The sequence below is a fragment of the Idiomarina ramblicola genome (assembly GCF_003987255.1).
Lineage (GTDB): Bacteria > Pseudomonadota > Gammaproteobacteria > Enterobacterales > Alteromonadaceae > Idiomarina > Idiomarina ramblicola.
In genome coordinates this window covers 442,993-466,502 of the sequence record NZ_PIQC01000003.1, presented here as the reverse complement: position 1 = coordinate 466,502, position 23,510 = coordinate 442,993, and the positions used below count along the sequence as shown (strand labels likewise).

At 47.7% G+C, this 23,510-nt stretch carries 25 protein-coding genes; 21 read left to right on the top strand and 4 right to left on the bottom strand.

Annotation, left to right across the window (positions count from 1 at the left end; translation table 11 throughout):
• Positions 1-166: 166 nt before the first annotated feature.
• The gene (locus CWI78_RS05505) at positions 167-934 is read left to right on the top strand and encodes an ABC transporter substrate-binding protein (protein ID WP_167468599.1); all 768 of its coding nucleotides are present in this window, start codon (positions 167-169) and stop codon (positions 932-934) included.
• On the opposite strand, the gene glsA is transcribed toward CWI78_RS05505, so the two are convergent.
• From glsA to uvrA, 3 genes are read right to left on the bottom strand one after another with little or no spacing between them, the layout of a single operon-like run.
• Positions 931-1,887, bottom strand: a complete 957-nt coding sequence (gene glsA / locus CWI78_RS05500) for a glutaminase A (protein ID WP_126781020.1) — start codon at positions 1,885-1,887, stop codon at positions 931-933. The two genes, CWI78_RS05505 and glsA, sit on opposite strands and share 4 nt — an antisense overlap.
• Positions 1,877-2,284 carry an acyl-CoA thioesterase gene (locus CWI78_RS05495; RefSeq protein WP_126781018.1) on the bottom strand — a complete coding sequence of 136 codons (408 nt, stop codon included), beginning with the start codon at positions 2,282-2,284 and terminating at the stop codon, positions 1,877-1,879. Before CWI78_RS05495 ends, glsA begins: the two co-directional genes overlap by 11 nt.
• 12 nt (positions 2,285-2,296) lie before the next feature.
• Entirely contained in the window at positions 2,297-5,125 is a 2,829-nt protein-coding gene (gene uvrA, locus CWI78_RS05490; RefSeq protein ID WP_126781016.1) for an excinuclease ABC subunit UvrA, read from the bottom strand.
• A 116-nt stretch (positions 5,126-5,241) separates the two neighbouring features.
• Here uvrA and CWI78_RS05485 point away from each other — a divergent pair, with 116 nt between their 5' ends.
• Both CWI78_RS05485 and ssb read left to right on the top strand, forming a co-directional pair.
• Positions 5,242-6,621, top strand: coding sequence for an MFS transporter (locus CWI78_RS05485; protein ID WP_126781014.1), 1,380 nt, complete (start codon positions 5,242-5,244; stop codon positions 6,619-6,621).
• Positions 6,622-6,662: 41 nt separating this feature from the next.
• A complete protein-coding gene (gene ssb / locus CWI78_RS05480) occupies positions 6,663-7,229 on the top strand; it encodes a single-stranded DNA-binding protein (RefSeq protein WP_126781012.1) in 567 nt (188 codons plus the stop codon).
• A gap of 69 nt (positions 7,230-7,298) precedes the next feature.
• On the opposite strand, the gene CWI78_RS05475 is transcribed toward ssb, so the two are convergent.
• A complete protein-coding gene (locus CWI78_RS05475) occupies positions 7,299-8,522 on the bottom strand; it encodes an adenosine deaminase family protein (RefSeq protein WP_126781010.1) in 1,224 nt (407 codons plus the stop codon).
• Between the two features lie 99 nt (positions 8,523-8,621).
• On the opposite strand from CWI78_RS05475, the gene CWI78_RS05470 reads away from it, so the two are divergent.
• From CWI78_RS05470 to CWI78_RS05385, 18 genes are all read left to right on the top strand, one after another.
• Complete coding sequence (locus CWI78_RS05470; protein ID WP_054489724.1) at positions 8,622-9,203, top strand: thymidine kinase; 582 nt, start codon at positions 8,622-8,624, stop codon at positions 9,201-9,203.
• Positions 9,204-9,289: 86 nt separating this feature from the next.
• Positions 9,290-10,324, top strand: a complete 1,035-nt coding sequence (pyrC, locus tag CWI78_RS05465) for a dihydroorotase (protein ID WP_126781008.1) — start codon at positions 9,290-9,292, stop codon at positions 10,322-10,324.
• Between the two features lie 131 nt (positions 10,325-10,455).
• Positions 10,456-11,367, top strand: a complete 912-nt coding sequence (locus CWI78_RS05460) for a Type II secretory pathway component (protein ID WP_126781006.1) — start codon at positions 10,456-10,458, stop codon at positions 11,365-11,367.
• Complete coding sequence (locus CWI78_RS05455; RefSeq protein WP_126781003.1) at positions 11,364-11,960, top strand: PilN domain-containing protein; 597 nt, start codon at positions 11,364-11,366, stop codon at positions 11,958-11,960. The genes CWI78_RS05460 and CWI78_RS05455 overlap by 4 nt, the downstream gene beginning before the upstream one ends.
• A gap of 3 nt (positions 11,961-11,963) precedes the next feature.
• Positions 11,964-12,599, top strand: a complete 636-nt coding sequence (locus CWI78_RS05450) for a Type II secretory pathway component (protein ID WP_126781001.1) — start codon at positions 11,964-11,966, stop codon at positions 12,597-12,599.
• A complete protein-coding gene (locus CWI78_RS05445) occupies positions 12,592-12,933 on the top strand; it encodes a GspB domain-containing protein (RefSeq protein ID WP_126780999.1) in 342 nt (113 codons plus the stop codon). The genes CWI78_RS05450 and CWI78_RS05445 overlap by 8 nt, the downstream gene beginning before the upstream one ends.
• Entirely contained in the window at positions 12,930-14,606 is a 1,677-nt protein-coding gene (gene mshL / locus CWI78_RS05440) for a pilus (MSHA type) biogenesis protein MshL (RefSeq protein WP_126780997.1), read from the top strand. Before CWI78_RS05445 ends, mshL begins: the two co-directional genes overlap by 4 nt.
• Before the next feature lie 5 nt (positions 14,607-14,611).
• Positions 14,612-15,520, top strand: a complete 909-nt coding sequence (locus CWI78_RS05435) for an ExeA family protein (protein ID WP_126780995.1) — start codon at positions 14,612-14,614, stop codon at positions 15,518-15,520.
• Positions 15,517-16,593, top strand: coding sequence for a tetratricopeptide repeat protein (locus CWI78_RS05430; RefSeq protein ID WP_126780994.1), 1,077 nt, complete (start codon positions 15,517-15,519; stop codon positions 16,591-16,593). Before CWI78_RS05435 ends, CWI78_RS05430 begins: the two co-directional genes overlap by 4 nt.
• Entirely contained in the window at positions 16,590-18,305 is a 1,716-nt protein-coding gene (locus CWI78_RS05425; RefSeq protein WP_126780992.1) for a GspE/PulE family protein, read from the top strand. Before CWI78_RS05430 ends, CWI78_RS05425 begins: the two co-directional genes overlap by 4 nt.
• The gene (locus tag CWI78_RS05420) at positions 18,305-19,543 is read left to right on the top strand and encodes a type II secretion system F family protein (RefSeq protein WP_126780991.1); all 1,239 of its coding nucleotides are present in this window, start codon (positions 18,305-18,307) and stop codon (positions 19,541-19,543) included. The genes CWI78_RS05425 and CWI78_RS05420 overlap by 1 nt, the downstream gene beginning before the upstream one ends.
• Positions 19,543-19,992 carry a Type II secretory pathway component gene (locus tag CWI78_RS05415; protein ID WP_126780989.1) on the top strand — a complete coding sequence of 150 codons (450 nt, stop codon included), beginning with the start codon at positions 19,543-19,545 and terminating at the stop codon, positions 19,990-19,992. Before CWI78_RS05420 ends, CWI78_RS05415 begins: the two co-directional genes overlap by 1 nt.
• A 63-nt stretch (positions 19,993-20,055) precedes the next feature.
• Complete coding sequence (locus CWI78_RS05410; RefSeq protein WP_126780988.1) at positions 20,056-20,661, top strand: prepilin-type N-terminal cleavage/methylation domain-containing protein; 606 nt, start codon at positions 20,056-20,058, stop codon at positions 20,659-20,661.
• Between the two features lie 45 nt (positions 20,662-20,706).
• The gene (locus CWI78_RS12995) at positions 20,707-21,228 is read left to right on the top strand and encodes a type II secretion system protein (protein ID WP_126780986.1); all 522 of its coding nucleotides are present in this window, start codon (positions 20,707-20,709) and stop codon (positions 21,226-21,228) included.
• A 50-nt stretch (positions 21,229-21,278) separates the two neighbouring features.
• Positions 21,279-21,773, top strand: a complete 495-nt coding sequence (locus CWI78_RS05400) for a prepilin-type N-terminal cleavage/methylation domain-containing protein (protein ID WP_126780984.1) — start codon at positions 21,279-21,281, stop codon at positions 21,771-21,773.
• Positions 21,763-22,302 (top strand): type IV pilus modification PilV family protein, encoded by a 540-nt coding sequence (locus tag CWI78_RS05395; RefSeq protein WP_126780983.1) that lies wholly within the window; start codon positions 21,763-21,765, stop codon positions 22,300-22,302. The genes CWI78_RS05400 and CWI78_RS05395 overlap by 11 nt, the downstream gene beginning before the upstream one ends.
• Positions 22,302-23,075 (top strand): PilW family protein, encoded by a 774-nt coding sequence (locus CWI78_RS05390; protein WP_126780981.1) that lies wholly within the window; start codon positions 22,302-22,304, stop codon positions 23,073-23,075. Before CWI78_RS05395 ends, CWI78_RS05390 begins: the two co-directional genes overlap by 1 nt.
• Positions 23,065-23,505, top strand: coding sequence for a Type II secretory pathway component (locus tag CWI78_RS05385; protein ID WP_126780979.1), 441 nt, complete (start codon positions 23,065-23,067; stop codon positions 23,503-23,505). Before CWI78_RS05390 ends, CWI78_RS05385 begins: the two co-directional genes overlap by 11 nt.
• Positions 23,506-23,510 lie beyond the last annotated feature (5 nt).

The window sequence follows — 23,510 nt, the reverse complement described above, 5'->3', positions numbered from 1 at the left end:
GAATGTCCAACTATTGGGGGTCACTTCATTTGGCCGGGCTTTTTTGTGCCTGATCATAAACTATGGAAAGCTTGTTCAACTATTGACATTTAGGGCTTAAAAATTAATTATTGGGAGAGATACTCAACCAATAGTCAATTAATTGAAATTACTCAGATATTTTTCTGTGATTATTTTTTTCGTGCTAAGCAATTCAGCTTCAGCACAAGTACCAGTCTACGTGGCTGCCTACGATTATCCTCCTTATTTTTCCGATGTTCTTGAAACTGATCTCACCCGAGAGTTAGTTAGATTACTGAACGAGCATCAGGATAGTTACGAATTTCTCATACAAATCATTCCACCAACCAGTCGTTATGAATCCTTGAGTGAGGGTGGCTGCTGCGATGTTATCTTCTTTGAGTCCCCGCTTTGGGGGTGGAGCAGGAGTGGGGTCAGTTACACTAAAACGATCCCCTTAGTCAGTGGAAAAGAAAGGCTAGTAACGGCAAAAAAGGAAGGAAGAGATCAGTCCTTCTTTGATTCATACGAAGGGAAAACTCTGGGTGGTGTAAAAGGGTACCATTACTTACTTGGAGGGAAGTTAGTCGCTTCGGATGAAGCAAAAGAAAAATACATGATTTACTTAGCGGATTCACGAATCATTAATTTACGAATGGTACTAGGGCAGAGAGTTGACCTTACCGTCGTCAATGACGAGCTATTAGCGGCATTACAAGGCTCTAGTCAGGTAAGAGTAGATGACCTATTGCTATCTGAAAAGGCAAGCTTTGAATACGATTTACACATGCTGATTGGTAAGGATAAAAGCATGAATGTCAAAACGTTACAGAGACTCATGAGAGAACTCGGAAGGAAAGGTGAGTTGGACACACTGTTTAAGCGGTTTAATATGGAGAGTTTTCAGCTTTATCGTCCGTCAACAATGCGTTAGTAAACGCTCAGGCCTAGCCTGTTTGCAAGCTCCCGGACCATATACATGCCTCGCGCACTGTTACCGAAGCTGTTTAATCTCGGACTCCATGAACAGATAACGCCAAAGTCTGGAACAACAGCAATCATACCACCGCCAACACCACTTTTAGCCGGAACGCCTACAGTAAAAGCAAACTCACCGCTTTGGTCGTACATGCCGCTGGTCGATAGCAAAGCGTTAATCCGTTGAGAATCTCGCTTCGACATAATGCTTTTTTTGGAAAAAGGACAAACTCCGTCATTTGCGAGAAACGTAAAAGAGCGAGCCAGGTTTTCGCAGGACATGGTTAACGCACACTGCCAAAAGTAATGATCAAGCAGTTCATCAACGTCCGCATCAATATTACCAAAGCTTTTCATGAGGTGAGCCAGAGCGGCATTGCGATGGCCATGTTCTTTTTCTGACTGGTGAACAATGTTATCGGCATACACATTGTCATTACCGCATAACGTACGGACCAAACTTAAAACCGCGTTCTTACTGGCTGAATAACGACTAACCAGCACGTCACTAACGACAATAGCGCCTGCATTTATCATAGGATTACGCGGGATGCCTTTTTCCCACTCTAACTGCACGATAGAGTTAAATGCCTGGCCGGAAGGCTCCATTTTGACCCTGTCCCACAAATCTTCGCCCAGGCGTTCCATGGCTAGCATCAGGCCGAAAATTTTCGAAATGGACTGAATAGAGAACTGTTCCTGAGTATCACCGACGTTAAACACCTCGCCGTCAAGAGTGGCCAGAGTAAGTCCGCAGAGTTCGGGGTCGACCTCTGCTAACGCCGGGATGTAGTCAGCAACATGCCCTTCGGTTATCTTCATTGCTTGCTGATGAATTTCCCCCAGCAAGCTTTTGAGATCATCCGGGGCATGTATCTGTTGCCCACCACTGACGAGATCACGCGTCAATTGGGTGCTCCGGATGCGTTATTGTTGATAGACGTTCTTTTAACTGATCGGATAGTTTCACAGAACGCTCCTGTTGGTAGTCAAAATACACCAGCACCGTTTTACCTTTGGCACACATTTTATCTTTTTGCCAAATTTCGGTGGTAATATCAAATGAACTGCCGCCTAAACGACTGACGTAAGTATTCACTGTTACGTGGCCGCCGAAGTAAATTGGCAATAAATAATCCACTTCAAGCCGAGCAACAATCAAGCTCTGTGTCTCGGGCGACATTTCACCAAAGAATTCGAAAATAGGCAGACGGCCCGTTTCGATCCAGCCTGGAATAACGGTGTTATTGACGTGCCCAAGCGCATCGGTCTCATAAAATCGTACTTTAAAGTCTTCCGTTAACATACTACGTCCTTTTTATGACTGCTTCTTTAGCATCGGCTTTAAGAAACGCGCTGTATGAGAGCGCTCATTCTCACAAATTTGTTCTGGTGTGCCTTCACACAAGATTTCACCGCCGCCAGAGCCACCTTCGGGGCCTAAGTCGATGATCCAGTCTGCGGTTTTTATCACATCCAGGTTGTGTTCAATGACCACGACTGTGTTGCCGTGATCACGCAGACGATGAATCACCGCCAGCAACTGCTTAATGTCGTGGAAGTGCAGACCCGTTGTCGGCTCATCCAGAATGTATAAAGTTTTGCCGGTGTCGCGCTTTGACAGCTCGCGTGATAATTTAACGCGTTGTGCTTCACCACCCGACAGAGTCGTAGCTGACTGACCTAAGCGGACATAAGACAAGCCCACATCCATTAAAGTCTGGAGCTTACGAGCAATGGCCGGAACCGGGTCGAAGAACTCACGAGCGTCTTCAATGGTCATATCCAGCACTTCGTGGATGTTCTTACCTTTATATTGTACTTCCAGTGTCTCGCGGTTGTAGCGCTGACCTTTACAAATATCACAAGGCACATAAACATCCGGTAAAAAGTGCATTTCAACCTTAATGACACCATCACCCTGGCAGGCCTCACAACGTCCGCCGCGAACGTTAAAGCTAAAGCGTCCCGGCTTGTAACCACGAGCCCTAGACTCCGGCACACCGGCAAACAGCTCACGAATAGGTGTAAATATTCCGGTGTAAGTTGCGGGGTTAGAGCGTGGTGTGCGGCCTATTGGGCTCTGGTCGATATCCACCACTTTATCCAGTAGCTGCATTCCTTCAACACTGTCATAAGGCGCTGCTTCACCGGTTGTTGCACCGTTGAGTTCGTGGTGAGCTATGTGAAATAAGGTATTATTAACCAGAGTCGACTTACCTGAACCAGAGACACCGGTCACACAAGTCATAATGCCTAATGGCAAATTGAAATCGACATTTTTTAAGTTATTGCCGCTGGCTCCGCGAATGGTGAGCCTGCGTTCGTCGGGCTGGTGCCGTTGTTGAGGAACTTCTATTTCCTTTCGCCCCGATAGGTAATCGCCGGTTAGTGAGTCTTTACTTCCTACTATGTCATCGACTTGCCCCTGAGCAATAATTTCACCGCCGTGCACACCGGCACCGGGTCCAATATCAATGACGTGATCGGCCTGGCGGATAGCGTCTTCATCGTGTTCAACCACAATCACGGTATTACCCAAGTCGCGCAAGTGCGTTAGCGTGTTCAGCAGGCGTTCATTATCGCGCTGGTGCAACCCAATGCTGGGTTCATCCAGTACGTACATAACACCCACCAAACCAGCGCCAATTTGGCTGGCCAGCCGAATACGTTGTGCTTCACCACCGGATAAGGTTTCTGCGCTGCGCGACAAGCTTAAATAATTCAGCCCCACGTTCACCAAAAAGCGCAATCGGTCGTTAATTTCTTTCAGGATTTTTTCTGCAATCTGGGCGCGTTGTCCTTCCATGTTCAACTGCTGGAAAAACTCAAGTGCGTCACCAATCGACTGCTCGACAATTTCCGGCAGAGTCGTGCCCTGAATAAAGACATGACGAGCTTCTGTGCGCAAGCGCGTGCCGCCACAACTTTTACAAGGTTGTGTTGCGACGTATTTTGATAGCTCGTCACGTACCGCTTGTGACTCGGTTTCTCGGTAACGGCGCTGCATGTTTGGAATGATGCCCTCAAACGCGTGCGCTCTGACGACCTTGTCACCGCGATCATTCATGTAGGTAAATTTAATTTCTTCTTTGCCGCTACCAAATAAAATTCTCTCGCGGATTTCGTCAGGCAGTTGGTTAAACGGCTGCGACAACTTAAAGTCGTAGTGCTTCGCCAGAGATTGCAGCATTTGATAATAATAAAAGTTTCGTTTGTCCCAGCCGCGAATCGCTCCGCCGGTTAGAGAAAGCTCCGCGTTGACTATGACTTTTTCCGGAGCGAAAAACTGTTCGACACCCAAGCCGTCACAAGTGGTACAGGCGCCGGCCGGGTTGTTGAATGAGAACAACCGCGGTTCCAGTTCTTGCATGCTGTAGCCACAATGCGGACAAGCGAAGTTTGCTGAGAACACATCGGCTTCGCCGTCGCCTTCCATAGGCGCAACCAGTGCCGTCCCGCCACTCAGATCCAGTGCGGTCTCAAACGACTCAGCCAGGCGTTGTTCCATGCCTTCACGCACTTTAAAGCGGTCAACGACAACTTCTATGGTGTGTTTTTTCTGCAGTTCTAGTGTCGGAGGGTCGCTAAGGTCACAGATTTCGCCGTCGATACGAGCGCGGATAAAGCCTTGCAACGCCAAGTTTTCCAGAACTTTTAAATGCTCGCCCTTACGGTTTTGAATAATAGGTGCCAGCAACATGCGCTTCTCGCCTTCCGGCGCAGCCAGTACGTTGTCGACCATCTGCGATATGGTTTGAGCCGCCAGCGGAACATCATGTGTTGGGCAGCGGGGCTCGCCTACACGGGCAAACATTAAGCGCAGGTAATCATAAATTTCGGTGATGGTACCGACGGTTGAGCGTGGGTTGTGTGAGGTCGACTTCTGCTCAATTGAAATAGCCGGCGACAACCCTTCAATACTGTCAACGTCGGGTTTTTCCATCAAAGATAAAAACTGACGCGCGTAAGCGGACAGGGATTCAACATAGCGTCGTTGCCCCTCGGCATACAATGTATCGAAAGCAAGCGACGACTTCCCCGAACCCGATAACCCAGTAATCACAATAAGCTTATTGCGGGGGATGGTCAGGTTGAAATTTTTTAAGTTGTGCGTGCGCGCACCGCGTACTTCAATAGTATCCATAATTCCCGTCTGTTGTTCAGTAATTGACTGACGACAAAACGCTATTATCGCACAGTGTTAGGCATCTGGTACAATAGCAGCATCATTTATCATGTTACTGACTTAAAAGCAGTGAAATGACGCAGCAAAAACTCAATAAAACTGAACGAAAAGCCGCTTTAGCACTCGCGTCTGTATTTGGTATACGGATGTTGGGCCTGTTTTTGATCATGCCAGTGCTGGCGGTTTATGCACAAGATTATCCAGACTATTCACCGTTGTGGGTCGGGGTTGCTTTAGGCGCTTATGGCTTGACCCAGGCGCTTCTGCAAATTCCTCTCGGTATGTTATCCGACCGGCTTGGCCGCAAGCCGGTCATTGTCGGTGGGCTGCTGGTTTTTGTTGCTGGTAGTGTTGTAGCGGCGCAGGCAGAAACGTTATTCGGAGTTTCTGTTGGGCGGGCTTTACAAGGTTTGGGCGCGATTGCTGCCGCCATACTCGCCTTGGCGGCCGATTTATCACGAGATGAACAGCGGCCTAAGGTTATGGCTACTATTGGTATGTGTATCGGGTTGGCATTTGCCGTGTCATTGGTTGCCGGACCGCTATTGGGAAACCTAATTGGGCTCTCGGGGTTATTTTGGTTTACCGCCGCCAGTGGTGTGCTCGGTATTCTTGTTTTGCTGTTGAGCGTACCCAAAGTGGTGACTACATCGGCACGACGTGATTCTTTGCCGGTTTTATCCGAGCTGAGAGACTTACTTAAGCACAAGCAGTTGTGGTGTCTGAACAGCGGTATTTTTGTGTTGCACGCTATTTTGACCGCTTGGTTTGTGACTTTGCCAGCTCAGTTGCAAAATGCAGGCTTTGAAAGCCAGGCTCATGCCTGGTTTTACCTGCCTACGCTGGCCGCTTCTATTTTATTCATGGTGCCGATGATCATCCACAGTGCCCGCAATAACAATTCCGTACAGTGGCTGCGGTTTTCGATTGTGACGTTAATTGTTGCGCTGCTTATTATTGGTGTGGCAGGGCAAAATGCCTGGTTGCTGGTTGCTGCTCTGGTGGTGTTCTTCACTGGTTTTAATTTTATCGAAGCCAGCTTGCCGTCGCTGCTTACCCGGATTGCGCCCGCGGGAAGCAAAGGCAGTGCCAGTGGTATTTATTCAACAGGTCAGTTTTTAGGCTCTTTTGTCGGTGGCGTCGCAGGCGGCTCAGTCCTACAGTTTTTTGGGACATCTGGCGTTGTTGTTTTCTGCCTGATCTTGCTAGTATGTTGGTTATTGATCAGCTTGGTCATGGTTAACCCCGCTGGTGTCACCAGCGTATCACTATCATTGCCAGGATTACCTGAAGACAGGGCGGTTAAACTAAGTGAGCGATTACTAACCATAGCTGGTGTAACGGAAGCAAGATGGGTTGAGGAAGATCAGGCAACCTATTTAAAAGTTGATAAAAAGCATTATGATGAAAAGGCGGTTAATGAGTTGCTTGAAAAGGCATCAGTCGCCCCATAAATTGAAGCAGTTGTAACGCGCATAAGGAACAGGAGAAACTCATGGCCAGTCGCGGTGTAAATAAAGTTATTTTAATTGGAAATTTGGGCGCTGACCCAGAGGTACGTTATACCCAAAACAGCACAGCGATAGCCAACCTGTCGATTGCTACCAGCGAGACCTGGAAAGATAAGCAAACTGGTGAGCCGCGTGAACAAACTGAATGGCACCGCTGTGTGGCCTATCGTCGTTTGGCGGAAATAGCTGGCGAGTATCTGAAGAAGGGGTCTAAGGTTTATGTTGAAGGGCGTTTGCAAACTCGAAAATGGACTGGGCAGGACAACGTAGAACGTTACACTACCGAAGTGGTCATTAACGAAATGCAAATGTTAGATTCGCGCGGTGGTTCTCAAGGCGGCAGCCAGGCAGCAGCTCCTCAAGGGCAAGGCTTTGGTGGCGGTCAGCAAGGTGGTGGTTACGGCGGAGGTCAGTCACAGCCGTCGCAGCAACGTCCGGCACCTCAGTCATCACAATCGCAAAATCAACAGCCACAGCAACCACAACAGAAACCGGCAGAACCTGCGCCGTTTTCACCTGACAACGATTTTGATGACGACATTCCATTCTAAGGTTGTCGTTAGTAAATGTCAGGTAATAAAAAAGGCTCCTAATTCGGAGCCTTTTTTATTTTTGCCTGTTTATTTCAGCCCAAACTGCTGAACCACTTTGTCAAAGTAGGCCAGGTTCTGCTTGGCGTAATCACGCTTTTCTACATAGCGGCCCGGGAAAAAGTTTTTCTTAAAGCCATAGGCAACCATGTCTTTCAGACGTTTTAATGGAATATCAAAGTTGTCCAGAGCTAACTGGTATTCATTGCTGACCGTGGTCCGTGATACCAAACGGTTATCGGTACAAATGATAGTGGCCAGACGATGGTCCAGCATGTGCTGGAAGTTATGGTTCTTAATGTCGCCGATATCCGGGTTGGTCTGCAGATTACTGGTCAGGCAAACTTCAACCGCAATGCGGCGATCCGCTATATAAGAAGCCAGACTCTCGCCATAGGCTTTGGGGTCTTCAATGGTCGGGTCTTCGGTCATTTCGGGTGAAAATAACGAGTAGCCATGACCTAATCGGTCTGCATGGCATTTGGTTAAGGCCTCAAAAATGCTCTCAGCACCGTAAGCTTCTCCGGCGTGCACGGTTTTTAGCAGAAAGTTTTCGTGCGCATATTCGTAAACTTCTTTGAATTCACCTGCCGGGTAGCCAATTTCCTGGCCAGCGATATCAAGTCCAACGATAGGCATGCCTTCTTCATCACGCATACGAACGCTGGCGCGAACCAGGTCCATTGCTGCTGTTTTTATTACCTGCATGGGTTCAAAGTCACGCATTAGTTGAAACATTTGTGTGTAATAAGGGGAAAATCCTTTTTTACCAAACATGCGCATCGCGCAGTTGATAATGCCGTATTCAAACGGTGGCTTATCGCCATTTTTCACGTCATCGCGATTATTGTACTCTTTCTTTGCGCGTAACAGACCGTCGTTTACTACGTGCATTATGGTGTCGAACGTCACCCCTTTACTTGGATCCATGAGTAGCTGTGGTGCAAAGCGCACTTCAATGTAATTAACCCCTTCATTCTGGTTGTCGACGGCTAATTCGTAAGAGGCCTGTTCCAGGTTTTCTAAATCACGCAAGGCTGCGCATGTGTACTGAAAACCATTGAGGTACTCACCCAAATTGTTGTAGTGAGACTTAAAAACTAAATCAAATAAACCTTCCTCGGTATAGCTAGGGAGTTCGATATCAGCGCGTTTAGCCATATCAATTAAACTGCTGGCACGGAGGCTGCCGTCCAGGTGCAAGTGCAAGTCAGCTTTAGGAATGGCTTTGATAAATTCGGGGGAATATTGCATAGGGAACTCCTGCCTTAAGGTTGCTTTGTCCCATAATGCCATAAAATCGTGCTAATCTCTGCCAGGATCTAACCACAATAACTTAAAAAATAGAACAAAATGGCTTCTCTATATTTCACTTATTCGGCAATGAACGCGGGGAAAAGCACTTCGTTATTGCAAGTGGCGCATAATTACGAAGAGCGTGATCAGCATGTGTTGCTGATGACCCCTGCTCTAGACGATCGGGCTGGCAAAGGGCGCATCGCGTCGCGTTTAGGCATTGGCCGTGATGCGGTTTCCTTTACTCACAGAACCGATTTAGCGGCGGTGGTGCGTGCCCGCTATATGCAACAGCCGATTGACTGCGTATTAATTGATGAAGCTCAGTTTTTGAGCGAAGAGCAGGCGTGGCAACTCTCCAGCCTCGCCGATACCGACAATATTCCGGTGATGTGTTACGGCATTCGGACCGATGCCTTTGGTAACGCCTTTCCGGGAAGTGCAGTGTTGCTGGCTATAGCGGACAAATTGGTGGAGATGAAAACCATATGTCACTGTGGGCGCAAGGCAACCATGTCTTTGCGGGTTGATGAAAAAGGCAACGCTATCCGCATGGGTCAGCAAATTGCGATTGGTGGTAACGATAGGTACGTTTCCTGCTGTCGTAAGCACTGGAAAGAAGCCATGGGGTTACGCTAAAACGCTCAAATAGAATACAGATTAAAGGTTTTTGCTAAGGAACTTAATGGTATACTGGCTTTATCATTTTTTAGCCAGAAGTGACTATGCAAAGCTTAACCATTCCAAGACCAGATGACTGGCACCTGCACTTACGTGACGGGACTATGCTGCAAACAACCGTACCCGCATCGGCAACCGTGTTTCACCGCGCCATTGTCATGCCAAATCTGGTACCGCCGGTGACCACTGTAAACGCGGCTTTAGAGTACCGGGCAAGGATTATGGAAGAGGTGCCCGAAGGCGTTAGCTTTAACCCATTAATGGCTTTGTATCTCACGGCTGAAACCACCCCCGGGCAAGTTGCCGAAGCCGCTGCTAATGACCACATTATCGGTTTCAAACTCTACCCCTCGGGGGCAACCACAAACTCCGCTGCCGGGGTTAAGTCAGTTGACGCATTGGGGCCGGTGTTAGCTGCTATGCAGGAACACGGTGTGCCACTGCTTGTGCATGGCGAAGTGACCGACAGCGATATTGATATTTTTGACCGTGAGCGGGTATTTATTGAGCGCCATTTAATTCCAATAACTGAGCGTTTCCCAGAGTTAAAATTAGTGCTGGAACACATCACAACCGCGGACGCCGTTGAGTTCGTGAAAAACGCTAACAACAATGTTGCAGCAACCATGACGCCTCAGCATTTGCTGATGAATCGGAATGATTTACTCGTTGGCGGTATTCGTCCGCATAATTATTGTCTGCCGATTCTAAAGCGGCGTACACATCAGCAGGCGCTGCAACAAGCGGCACTTTCCGGCAGCCCTAAGTTTTTTCTGGGAACCGATTCGGCTCCACACGTACAGGCGAGTAAAGAAACAGCTTGCGGTTGCGCCGGTTGTTATTCGGCGCCTGCAGCAATTGAACTTTATGCGGAGTTCTTTAGCCGGCATAACGGCTTAGACAAGCTAGAAAACTTTGCCAGCGGCTACGGTGCGGACTTTTATCAACTCCCTCGTAATACCGAAACGATTGAATTAGTGCAGCAACAGTGGACAGTGGCCGATACAGTGGATACCGCAACAGGACCCATGGTGCCTTACTGGGCAGGGTCGACTTTGGACTGGAAACTTAAGCGCTAGTATTCTTGACTTGTATTAAGATAAACGGGCTATGATTAAAGTTATAAAATGAAACAGACGTATGTATTTTGTAATGAGCTTTGCAAAGTTTCTGTTAACATATATTTAAAAATAATAAAGGATGCTGTTGGGTGTTAGGATTTTCAAAGCAAAAACAAAGTGATCACCATATTTGCTTTCAAATAACGCAAACCAGTGTCCGCCTTCTTATTGCAAAAGGTTTCGCCAAAGCACCTGAGTTGATTGTCAACGACTATGAGCAAGTTCAGCGTGGCGCACTGGTAAACGAAGCGAAGGATTTGCTGAATAAATACGCCCGTTTGCCGCTAAAAAATGCGCAAGTCACCTTGGTATTAGGAACCGATTTGTACGAGTCTGTGCAAGTTGACCGCCCAATGTTGGACGCTGAAGAAATTTCAGAAAGCCTCAAATACAGCTTAAGTGACTTAGTTTCGTTTTCGGCAGACGAGATTATTGCGGACTATTATGAGTTTCCAGAGCAGCCGTCTGGACAGGATAAAGTGGTAGCGGTCGCTGCGAACAAACATTATTTAAAACCCTGGGTCGAGTTTTTTAACGATCGTGAGCTTGTCTTGACCGATATTGCAATTTCAGAGTTGGCCTTGCCTCAGTTAGCCGAAGTGCAGCATCATGCCGAACTAACGCTTTATCAAAACCCTGCGGGTAATTATATTGCTCAGATTAACACCCCTAATGGCTTAATGTTTAGCCGTATATTACGAGGTGTGACGGATATTTCTGGTTACAATGAAAACGAGATAGAAGCAGGAGCTTTAGAGCCGCTAGCTACGGAATTGCAGCGTTCAGTCGATTACTTTGAAAGTCATTTGCGGCAAGCGCCAATTAGTCGAATTCTACTTGCTGTTGAGCATAGGCAACCCGCAATTATAGGGAAGAGCTTATCAGAGCTTTTAGCCGTAGATTGCGGTATTTACGAATACCCACAATGGTCAGCCGATCTGCGAGAGGATGACTACTCCGATCTGGCGGGTTTAAGTGCGTTATTCGGGAGTCGTTTATGAAGCAATGGGTAAACCTCTACCGTAGCGAGCTGAAACCGGTAAAGCAGCGGCTGACCTTGAGTAAAGTGAGTACCGTTTTAAGTGCTTGGCTGGCGTTATTGATAACCGTTGTGGTGATTACCCAGTGGCAACATTCAGGCGTCGTTCAGAAAAACGAGAGATTATCGAGCACTGTAACGACGCTCAATGATGACCTGAGCCGATTTCGGGAGAGTATGTCTCAACGACAGCCCGGTCAGCAATTACTCGCAGAAAAAGCCACGTTGCAGCAACAGCTGCAGGATACCAGAAGTTTTAGCCAACAAATTACTGAGTTTCAACGCAGTCGGTCCGCTTCAGTTAGTGCTTTTTTGCATGAGCTGGCAGAGATAACACCGGAAGAGATTTGGTTAATGGATTTCTCAATGGATGGTGAGAATATTCGCTTACACGGACAGGCGCTGAATAGCGAAGCGCTGGTATTGTGGATGGATAAGTTTGGTCAGGCAGATTTATTGTCCGACAAGCGGTTTGCGGTTGTAGAGCTGAAGCGAAGTGAGCAGGGCTATCAGCAGTTTTTACTACAAAGCGTCAGAACCAGTGAGGATGAATAAACAATGAATAACTGGTGGCTACGTATACAAGAAACCTTTGATTCAATGCCGGGTCGGCAGCGGGCGCTAATGGCGTTGGCGGGATTTTTAATCGTGACATTACCGCTTATTAGTTACGTTATTGTGCCGACGTTAGAAGAAAATAAAAGTCTAACCGCGGATAACCGTCGTATTGAATCTCAAATAGAACAACTGAAACAATTAAAGCAAGAGCTACAGACGCAGCTAGATAAGGATATTAATGCACCCGTCAAAGCCGAAATAGCGCAGTTAGAACAGCGGCTGGCGCGCGCTAAAGGCGGCTTTTCAGATAACTCAGTATTATTGCCGGTTAAACAACGAAAGCAGTTTTTGCATGGTGTGTTGCGGCATTCATCCGAACTGGGAATGGAAAGTCTGGAAGCGAAAGAGCCAACGATAGTGTTTGAAACGGGTTCTATTAAGCTTTATCAGCATGCTGTCCAGGCTGAGTTTACCGGGCGCTTTTTTGCGATATCGGCGTTTGTCGATACTCTGCAAAAAGAGTACCCCAATGTACAGTGGGCGCGTTTTGATTATAAGGTGAATAATCATCCGACAGCTACGGTGACTATTGTCTGGTACTTATTGAGTACTGATAAGGAGTTCATCAGTGCGTAGAATATTATTGATATTATTGGCTGTATTGTCGGCGGCAGCGGTTGCACAAGAGCGTGATCCGACTCAACCGCCGGTCAGTAACAATCAGACAGCCAGTAGCCTTGACAGTTGGGCACAGAAGCTGGAGCTGACCCAAATTTTTTATTCTGAAAGTAGCCAGGCAGCACGGCTGAATGGCGAATGGGTTAAGCCAGGAGAAAGCATTGGAGGACTCACCGTCACTTCAATAAAACCAAACAGTGTCATAGTAAAAAAGAATAACGAAGTAGTAGAGATAACTTTATTTAAGCCGATGAAACAGAATAAGAAAGGCAGCCCGGGGGCAGTACAATGAGAAGAATTGCGACGGTAGCGTTATTATTGGCAACAACTGGCTGTGCCTATCAGCCCAGTTACTCGCCAAATGAGGCCAATAAAGCGATGAAGCCGCAAGCTGCTGAGCAAAAAGCACCTGCCCAGAAGTCGTCAATGCCGGCAGAAGTCAGTGACTTTTTGAGTCAAAGTGCCAACGGACAACAGGAAGACGGTTTAGCTTTGTTGGAGGAGCCGCGCTTTGTATTGCAGGCAGACGATGTGGATGCCAAGGCTTTCTTTTATGGGTTGGCAGCTGACTCTCCCTACAACATTTTGGTTCACCCGGATGTTAGCGGTGAAATCTCCCTTAGCCTTAAAGACGTTACGCTGGATGAAACGCTTGACGCGGTGCAAGATATGTACGGTTTTGAAGTTCGTCGCTCCGGGCGCACCATTCAAGTTTTTCCTTCCGGAGTAAGAACCCAGACTTTTTCGCTGGATTACCTGTCGCTAAGACGCTTTGGCATGTCACAAACGGAAATTTCCGGTGGCGGTGTCAGTGAGGAACGTAATCAAGGGAACCGGAATAATTCGGGAAGCAATAACAGCAATACCCGAACTCAGGGAACACCATTTTTAGGCAACGATAGTGGTGAATACCAAAGAGACAACCAGCAAAGTCAGCTACAGGGCAATGGTTCAAGTATTAACACCCAGTCAGAAACCGACTTATGGGGTGGTTTAAAAGAAGTGATTGAGGGCATCATTGGTAATGGCAATGTGGTGTTATCACCACAGGCTGGCATCGTTAGTGTCACTGCGTCCCCGGGCAAACTCCGGGCGGTGGGCGACTTTATCGATGTACTCGAATCGCGTTTGCAGCGTCAGGTGATTTTAGAAGCAAGAATTATTGAGGTAACGCTAAACGACGGTTATCAGCAAGGCATTAACTGGAGTGACATGGCCAGTGGCAGTGCTGGCTTCGATGTCGAATTTAATGGCGTAACGCCAAGCAATGCAACGTCGGCAGCTATTGGTGGTTTGTTTGGGCTCACTTATGAAGACCCAGCGAATAACTTTACTGGCATGATAGAGATGTTACAGACACAAGGGACGGTGCAGGTTCTGTCTAACCCGCGTGTTAGCGCGTCAAACAATCAGAAGGCCGTGATCAAAATTGGTGAAGATGAGTATTATGTCACCGATGTTAATTCGACCACCAATCTGGGCACGGGCGGCAGTTCGGCAGTATCCAACTCCGATATTGATTTAACCCCATTCTTCTCAGGTATTTCGTTAGATGTCACACCGCAAATTAGTGATGACGGCGAAGTTATTCTGCACGTTCACCCATCGGTAGTTGAAACCGAAGAACAACAAAAAGTTATTACCTTAACCGAAGGTGAACTGGTCCTGCCGCTGGCGCGGAGTAACATTCGTGAATCGGACACCATAGTAAAAGCCCGCAACGGTGAAATTGTCGTACTGGGCGGCTTAATGCAGACGGTGAACTCTGAAGAAGTGGGTAAGGTGCCATTATTGGGTGATATTCCAGTATTGGGTGAACTCTTTACTAACCGCCGTAACCGTCAGGAAAAGAAAGAGCTGGTGATATTACTGAAACCGACGGTGGTGGGTGTCGATACCTGGCGCGACGAACTGAAACGATCACGTGAACTGCTGCAGGAATGGTTCCCGGATATTGAGCAGTAGGTAGTATGTATTTATATCATTACGGCTTGCGTGAACTGCCTTTTACCATAACGCCGAACACGCAGTTCTACTACGACTTGAAAAGCCACCACGAGGCTTTCGAGGTCGTTTTGACTGCGCTAAAAACGGGTGAGGGCTTTATTAAAATTACCGGCGAAGTCGGAACCGGTAAAACGTTGCTATGTCGCCGTTTACTGAATGATATTCCGGACTTCTTTAAAACTGCTTACATTCCTGACTCTTATCTGAATCCCGCAGAGCTGCGGTTGGCTATTGCGCAGGAGCTTGCGGTCGAAACAGAGCAATTGACCAATCAGCAGCAATTAGCGCGGGCATTGCAGCAACGTCTGCTAGACGTTAATAAAAGCGGGCAAGCGGTTGTGATACTCATTGACGAAGCACAGGCGCTGCCGGAAGAGAGTCTTGAAGCTCTGCGCTTACTGTCTAACTTAGAAACAGAGCGACGTAAACTGGTGCATATCATTTTACTGGGACAGCCTGAATTGGACGAACGTCTGGCGCAAAAGGCGTTCAGGCAGCTACGACAGCGAATCAGTTTTTCCCATAAACTGACCGCAATGAATGTCGATGAAACCGCAGCATACATTGCTCATCGGATGGATGTGGCTGGTTATGAAGGCCCGCCTATATTTGACTGGAAACTGGTGAAACGGCTGCACCAAAGCAGTCGAGGTGTGCCGCGTCTGATTAATATGTTGTGTCATAAAATGTTGTTGTTAGCCTATGGAGAAGGACGTCGTCAATTGTCATTACAAGACTTGAAACTGGCGGTTAATGATACCGAAGATACTGAGCAGTTCCGGTCGTTAGGTTTGCCGGCTGCCTTGTCTGTTTGTGTTTTTTTCCTTGCAGCGGCCGCGGTCAGCTATTGGCAAATGGGTGGTTTGCAATGAGTGTTATCAACAAAATGCTAAAAGATCTTGATCGCCGAGGGCAGCAGCCTTTTTCTCAAAATGCGGCCAGCAGCGCGGTAGAACGCCGGGGTAACACTCGATTAGGGTTGTGGTTTTTGGGGCTATTGGTGCTTATTGCTCTGGCGTTAGTGATTTTCTGGTGGCAGTCGTCTGACAAGAACGTCATGACGGTAAATGACAGCATCCCCGATGAACTGCCGAAAGTGCAGGAACGCGTTGAGCCTTCTGTTGATGCTGCTGCGTTTAGAGTACCTCCGGAACTTGCCGCTCCTGCTGATAGCCGTTCGCAGCAACAAGAAAGGTTCAATTCAGAAAATTTAGCTGCGGCTTCGGTTGTCGAGAACGAGTCACGTTCTGAACAGATTGGAACCAGAGAGCCCGAGCCGTCGGATACAACCGCTAAAAACAATGAGCAAGAGGCTAAGCAAAGCGGTGAGTTTAGTAAGCAGCCTGTGCAGCTTTCACCTGCCGAAATTGCCAGTCAGCATATTGAAAAAGCTCAAAAGGCCCAGCAACAAGGCCGCCTAACCTCCGCAGAAGACCACTGGCGCAAAGCGCTGGCGGTGACTCCCGAAAATAAGGACGTCAGAAAAAAGCTGGCGGCCCTACAATTTGGCCGAAACAAAGTGTCACAAGCGCTAACGACATTAGAAGCAGGTTTTAAGCTGGCTCCAACTGACTTTGAATTCCGTTTATTAAGCGCTCGTATTCTGGAAAAAGAAGCGCGTCCGGCTGCGGCTTTAAGTTTATTAAAGCAGGCAACGCCCGATGCGAGCGAGCACCCTGAGTATGTTCAAAAGCAAGCGTTACTAGCGCAGGAAATGGGTGACTATCAAACCGCAGCAAACGCTTACCAACGGCTTGTTCAAGCTGAACCAGCACAAGGCCGGTGGTATTTAGGAAAAGCGGTTGCTGAACAAGAGTTCTCGCCAGAAGCTGCTTTGTCCTCTTATCAAAATGCATTAGGCCGGATAAAGCATCAGCCGACGCTGGAGTTTATTCAGCAGCAAATTGCTTTGCTAAAGGCAACAGAATCAGCAGGTGAGCAATGAAGCGTCCTCGTCTTAAAATGCGACTGGGTGACTTGCTGGTACACGAGCAGATCATCAGCGAAGAGCAGTTACAAAAAGCGCTGGATCGGCAACGTGTCAGCGGGCGTAAGCTAGGGGCAACATTAACCGACCTGGGTTTTATTTCCGAGCAACAGTTACTCGAGTTTCTGGGACAGCAATTAAAACTGCCGTTAATCAGCATTTCTGAACGAAAAATTCCGTCGGAAGCTTTTAAATTGCTTCCTGAAGTTCAGGCGCGTCGTCACCGTGCCCTGGTGATAGAAGCCGATGAGAACAAAGCTCTGGTGGGTATGAGTGACCCCGCTGATCTTTCTTCCATTGATGCGATAAGCCATTTGTTGGCTCCGCGTCAGGTGGAACTTGCGGTTGTTCCCGAAAGTGAATTGATGCAAGCCTTTGACAACCTGTACCGGCGTACCAAAGAAATTGAAACCTTTGCCAGCCAGCTTCAGGATGAATACGAAGACACCAGTGAATTTGAGCTGGGTCAACTCAGTCTGGATGACGACACCGATGAGGCAACGGTGGCAAAGCTGTTGCAGTCCATTTTTGAAGACGCGGTGCAAGTCAGAGCGTCGGATATTCATATTGAACCTGATGACCGCAAACTCCGTATACGCCAGCGTGTCGATGGTGTGCTGCAGGAAAATGTTCTGGATGAAACCAACATTGCCAACGCTCTGGTTCTGCGCTTGAAGCTCATGGCTGGGCTTGATATTTCTGAACGGCGTTTGCCACAAGACGGCCGGTTTAATATCAGAGTACGCAAGCACAATATCGACGTGCGGGTATCTACCATGCCGGTACAATACGGCGAGTCTTGTGTGTTGCGTCTACTGGATCAGTCCGCGGGGTTGTTGTCGCTGGAGCAAACCGGTATGCCAGATGCCATCGCAAAGCGTGTGCGCAATCTGATTAAGCGTCCGCATGGCATGTTGCTGGTCACCGGGCCTACCGGGTCGGGTAAAACCACCACGCTGTATGGTGCGCTCAGCGAACTGAATACCGAGGGCAAAAAAGTCATTACGGTTGAAGACCCGGTCGAGTACCGTTTGCCGCGTATTTCACAAGTTCAGGTCAACAGCAAAATCAGCCTGGATTTTTCTCGGGTTTTGCGCACTACTTTGCGTCAAGATCCCGACATTATTATGGTTGGTGAGATGCGTGACCACGAAACGGTCGAAATTGGGCTGCGTGGCTCCATAACCGGTCACTTAGTGTTATCCACACTGCACACCAATGATGCTATTACCAGCGCGATGCGCTTGATTGATATGGGCGCACCGCCGTATTTGGTTGCTGCCGCGTTGCGTGGCATTTTAGCTCAGCGTCTGGTACGCCGGGTGTGCGATAAATGCGCTGAAGACTATCAGCCCGACGAACCCGAAAGTCAGTGGCTGGAACATTTGCAAGAGGGGAGTTCGAAGTATTCTTTCAAACGCGGGGTTGGTTGCCAGACCTGTAACCATACCGGTTACCGCGGGCGTATTGGTGTGTTCGAACTACTGGAAATGAATACGCCTATGATGGATGCACTACGTGATGGCAACACGCGCGAATTTGCTGTAGCGGCTAAAGCGCATCCGGGCTACCAGTCTATGGCAACCGTGGCACTGGACTACGCGCGGCAAGGTATTACCAGTGTTGATGAAGTGCTGTTTTTAGCAGAAAGTGTTGAGGACAGTATCTGATGCAGTTTCGTTATCGTGCACGGGACAAAGCCGGTCAGTTGCAGCAAGGCTCATTAGATGCCAGCGACGAGCGCAACGCTGCCGACGTATTAATGCGTCGAGGACTGGTTCCGTTATCGATTAATCCGGCAGGGGGCTCGGGCTTTTCGTTATCCAATAGTGGTTTTGGGGAAAGTCTGAAATCTGCCTTTCAGCAAAAAGTGTCATTAGACGAGTTGATTATCTTCTGCCGACAAATGTATTCATTGACGCAGGCGGGTATTCCAATGCTGCGGGCAATAGAAGGGTTGGCGGATACCACTCAGAATAAACGGCTGCGCAAAACTTTACAGGATGTGCATGAACAGTTAGAAAAAGGGCGGAATTTATCTTCTGCCATGTCTCATCACCGAGGAATTTTCCCGCGCCTTGTGATTGCTATTGTGCATGTGGGTGAAAATACGGGTCAGCTGGAAGAGTCTTTCCTGCAACTCTCGGTGTACCTGGAAAAAGAGCAAGACACCCGGAAACGAATAAAAGCGGCCACACGTTACCCGAGTTTTGTGTTAATAGCATTAGTTATTGCGCTATTTGTATTGAACATTTTTGTTATTCCAACCTTTGCCTCCATGTTCAGCCGGTTCAATGTTGAACTCCCTTGGGCAACCCGTGCGCTGCTAGGTTCTTCTCAATTTTTTGTCGCCTATTGGCATCTTTTACTGTTAGCAATGGTAGGCGGCTTTTTCGGTGTTCGGTATTACATAGCAACCGACAAAGGTCGCTTAATGTGGGACAGCCTGAAGTTAAAAATACCAGTTATTGGCTCCATTTTAATGCGTTCAATGTTAGGTCGCTTTGCTCGTAGCTTTTCCGTCATGATAGGGGCCGGAGTTCCGTTGACGCAGGCATTGTCATTGGTTGCAGAGGCGGTAGATAATGCCTGGATGGAAAAGCGTATTATTGATATGCGCCGCGGTATTGAACGAGGCGAAAACTTATCGCGGGTCGCGCGGCAGTCAGGTCTTTTTACACCACTGATCCTGCAGATGATATCGGTTGGTGAAGAAACCGGCCGGGTTGATGTTCTGCTGTTAGAAGTGGCTGAGTATTATGAACGGGAAACCGATTACGATCTTAAAACCTTAACGGCCCGTATTGAGCCGATAATGATAGCGGTCGTAGCGGTAATGGTATTGATTCTGGCGCTCGGTATATTTACCCCAATGTGGGACATGATGAGCGCGTATCAGGGACGCTGATGACGAGAGCAACAACGGACGAGCGTAAGGGTATTCAGCGCTTGCAGAATATTCTGGTGGTGCTGTTGTTGTTGATACTGGCTGCGGTGGCGGCCAGAATGTTGTTGATTAATGAGCCACAGACGTGGCGACAAACGGAATTAGATATTGCGAAGTCGCGGTTTATTGACTCGCTGTGGCTGGCGCGTACGGAATGGATGCGTCGCGGCAAACCCCGGGAAGTCACGTTGCTGAACGAAAGTCGGGAACAGCAAGTGAAAATACCAATGAATGAACAGGGGTGGCCTGCAGTGGAACAAGGGTGTTTGCGTTTGTGGCAGCAGCTGGGCGGTGACATACCCATTAGCGCTTTGCAGACAGACGGCGGTAACGGGTATTGTCGTTATAAAGTGAATCAGCGAATCTGGTTCACTTATTACAGTCGGCAGGGTCAGGTTGTTCAGGAATAACAGAGTAACTGAGTGTTAAATGTTACTTAAATGTAATAAAATGGATTCTACTGGAGTTTTAGTATGAGAGCTAAAATGAGAAACAAGCAGCAGGGCTTTACCATTATCGAGCTGATTATTGTCGTGGTTATCCTCGGCTTGTTAGCCGCCGCTGCCATTCCGCGGTTTACTGACGTGTCATCGGATGCGGAAGACGCTGCCTTGGAAGGTGTTGCGGGTGGCTTTGCCAGTGCCGTTGGCATTGTCCGCGGCGAATGGGAACTGAGCGGGCGGCCGAAAGGTGCTAATGGCAACGGCGCGGGTGCTGAAGTGTCTATGGATCAAATTCTGCTCTATGTCGACGGCAATACGGGTTATCCTGTCAGCGGCGATAACGACCAGGCGCACGATGAAAATATGGCAGCAACCGATTGTGTCAGCGTGATGCAGTCAATTTTGCAAGGTGCGCCAACAGTGACAACCAATTTTAGTAACCTGGAGCAAACACGCTATTTCACTTATGTGACTCAAGACAGTGCTGCCGGTAACGACATGTGTGTTTACTATCTAGGTAACACCATAAAAAATGAAGCTGACGCGCCATCGGACGATGATTATCTGACAGTGGGCAATGCTTTTGTTTATAATCCGCGTAATGGCGGCGTGAGTATTCACAGTAACAACCAATAATTTCTATACAGAAATAACTTTACACAACAACTGAGAGTTTTAATTATGCGCAATCAAAAAGGTTTCACTCTGATCGAACTGATCATTGTCATTGTAGTTTTGGGGATTTTGGCAGTAACAGCCGCACCTCAGTTTATTAACTTTTCTAGTGATGCTCGTGTCAGCGCACTAAAAGGTATGGAAGGCTCAGTTAAAGGCGCAATGCAGCTGACTTATTCAAAAGCCGCGATCGAAGGAGAGGAGACTGCCGGTACAGCGACTGTTTCTGTAAAGGGAACCGATGTTAACTTAGTATTTGGTTACCCGGATGCCTCAGCAACAGGTATCATTGAAGCGGTTGATGCAGGCTTTGCGTCTGACCTGACTAGCGACTGGGTGTATGAAGTGGAGACTGGAACTCCTGATACTGTTGTCATGGCTCAGTCATCTTCAGTTACTGGAAGCGGCGCTAGCGGTGCTTATGCGGATGGCGACATTGCTACGTCTCAGTGTTACTTAACTTACAGCGCTGCCGAAGACGATGAGACACCGGCAACTATCGTAGTGTCCGACGATACAGGCTGTTAAATTGATAAAGCCCGCAGAACGCTCTGCGGGCTTTTAAATTAAGGCTAATTATGAAGTCCATAGGCTTCACACTGATTGAACTTATCATCATACTGGTGATTATCGGTATTCTCGCCGTATCCGTCAGCCCCGTTTTTTTCGATAATTCTGGTACTCAAAGTCAGGTGTTAAGGCAGCGGGCAATGAGTATATTACGCAGTATTCAATTACAGGCCATGCAGGACACTAATAACTGCTACATTGCGGTCGTTGAGCAAAATGCCCTTGGCGAACCTACTTCTAAGTCGACTGACTGCTCTACCGGAAGCCTGCCAGCGGCAGGTGAATCACCTTTTACAGAAGAAAATAACCGACAAATTCGCGATTCAGGTAATGTTACTTTTTCATTAGTTGGTGTGAGCTCTCTGCCTGGAGTTATTGGTTTTGATGTATTGGGTCGGCCAACAGGCCAATGCAGTGGCGGATGCACTATTACGCTTGCTGAAAACTCAGGTGTCAGTCGTAACCTTTGTGTGAATGGTGAGGGTTATATTAATGAGTGCTAAGAAGCGACAAGGCTTTACACTCATTGAGCTAATTATCGGCATTGTGGTTATTGCCATTGTTGCTTTGGCTGTGACGAGCGGTCTGGGGCTATTGTCCCGTCAAACGGTTGATCCGTGGCAACAAGTGCGTGCCGCCGAACTCGGGCAAAGCCTGATGAATGACATTATGGCGCGTAAGTTCGATGCCAATAATACCTCGATCCTGCGTTGCTCAGAAAATACCTCTTCCTGTACCAACCCATTAGAGAGTCAAGTTTGCCCTGATGAAGGAGAAGAACTCCCTAATATTGAAAACGGAGAGGTTCGTAGTGAATTTGATGACGTCGACGATTTTAACTGTCTGGGGACAACCCAGACAGACCTAACCAATATTTTAGGGGATGACATTGAGCCTAGTTTTTATCGAGGCTTTAGTGCTGAGGTCCGTGTTTATAGTGTTGAGGATAATGTCATCAAGCAAATCAATGTTGTTATTATAACTCCGCAGGAGCAGCGCATTGAATTTTCAGCACAGCGGGGCAATTGGTGATGAAAATTAAAGGGTTTACCTTAATTGAACTCGTTATTGTCATTGTACTGCTGTCCATTATATCTGCCTTTACTTTCAGGTTTGTGGGTATCGGTGCGGATATGTATGCGACAGGCGCCGCACGCATCCAGCTTTTGGAGCAAAGCCGCTTCGCAGTAGAGCGTATAACACGTGAATTAAGAAACTCTGTTCCTAATAGCGCGCGAGTCATAAATTCCGGGCAGTGCCTGGAGTTTGTACCGATTAAAGCTGCAGGAACTTATTACAAAGCTCCTTTTTCACCTAATTCATCAGCATCATTAGATTTTTTTAGCTTTTCTGAGCGTTGGAGTGAAATTTCTTCTCAGAAAGATCGCTTATTCATTTATGCAACCCATGCCAGTTATATTTACAATAATCAGGAGCGCCGTGCGAGAGTAAAAAACGATAGCCCAAGCATGGGTACAGTAACAACTCTGGAACTTGAATCCGACAGCTACTTTTCTGAAAAGTCACCGGGGCAAAGACTGTTTATTGGTAAAGCACCGGTTAGTTTTTGCACGGAGGGTACACAATTGAAACGTCACAGCGATTATGGTTGGGGAAACGATCCGTTGGAGGCGAGTGAAGGTGTCGTCATTACTGACCAGTTAGTGAATATGAGTGAACCTTTCCGAGTGAATAATGCTGCGTTGATGAGAAATAATGTGATACTCATTTTTCTTGAATATCAGTCAGCTAATACCGAACGACTTTTCTATAACCGAGAGGTTCATATTCCCAATGCACCTTAAAAATGTCCAGCGAACTCCTGTAAAGAAACAACAAGGTAGCGCGTTAGTCGTTGCGATTTTCGTTATTGTAGCTTTAGGAGCTTTAGTTGCTGTGTTATCGAATTTGGTGCGCGGTACGTCCGAGAGTGTGGTTGTTGAAGTTATAGGTGTACGCAGCTTTATGGCTGCGCAGTCCGGTTTAGAGCGCGGAATGAATAAAGTTTATCCGTTAAGTGGTGCCCCTGCGGATCAGTGCGAGGGTTTTCCGCTTAATGTGGAGTTAATCAATAATTGTCAGGCAACAGTAACTTGTCGGGGACCGGAAGAGTATTCCTTGTCGTCAAATGAAACATATACGCATATTAGACTTGAAGCGGTTGGCAGTTGCGCTGCCGGGAAACAAACGGCTTCCCGTCAGTTAGCTATAGAAACCAGAGTGAAAAAGGAGTGACGCGT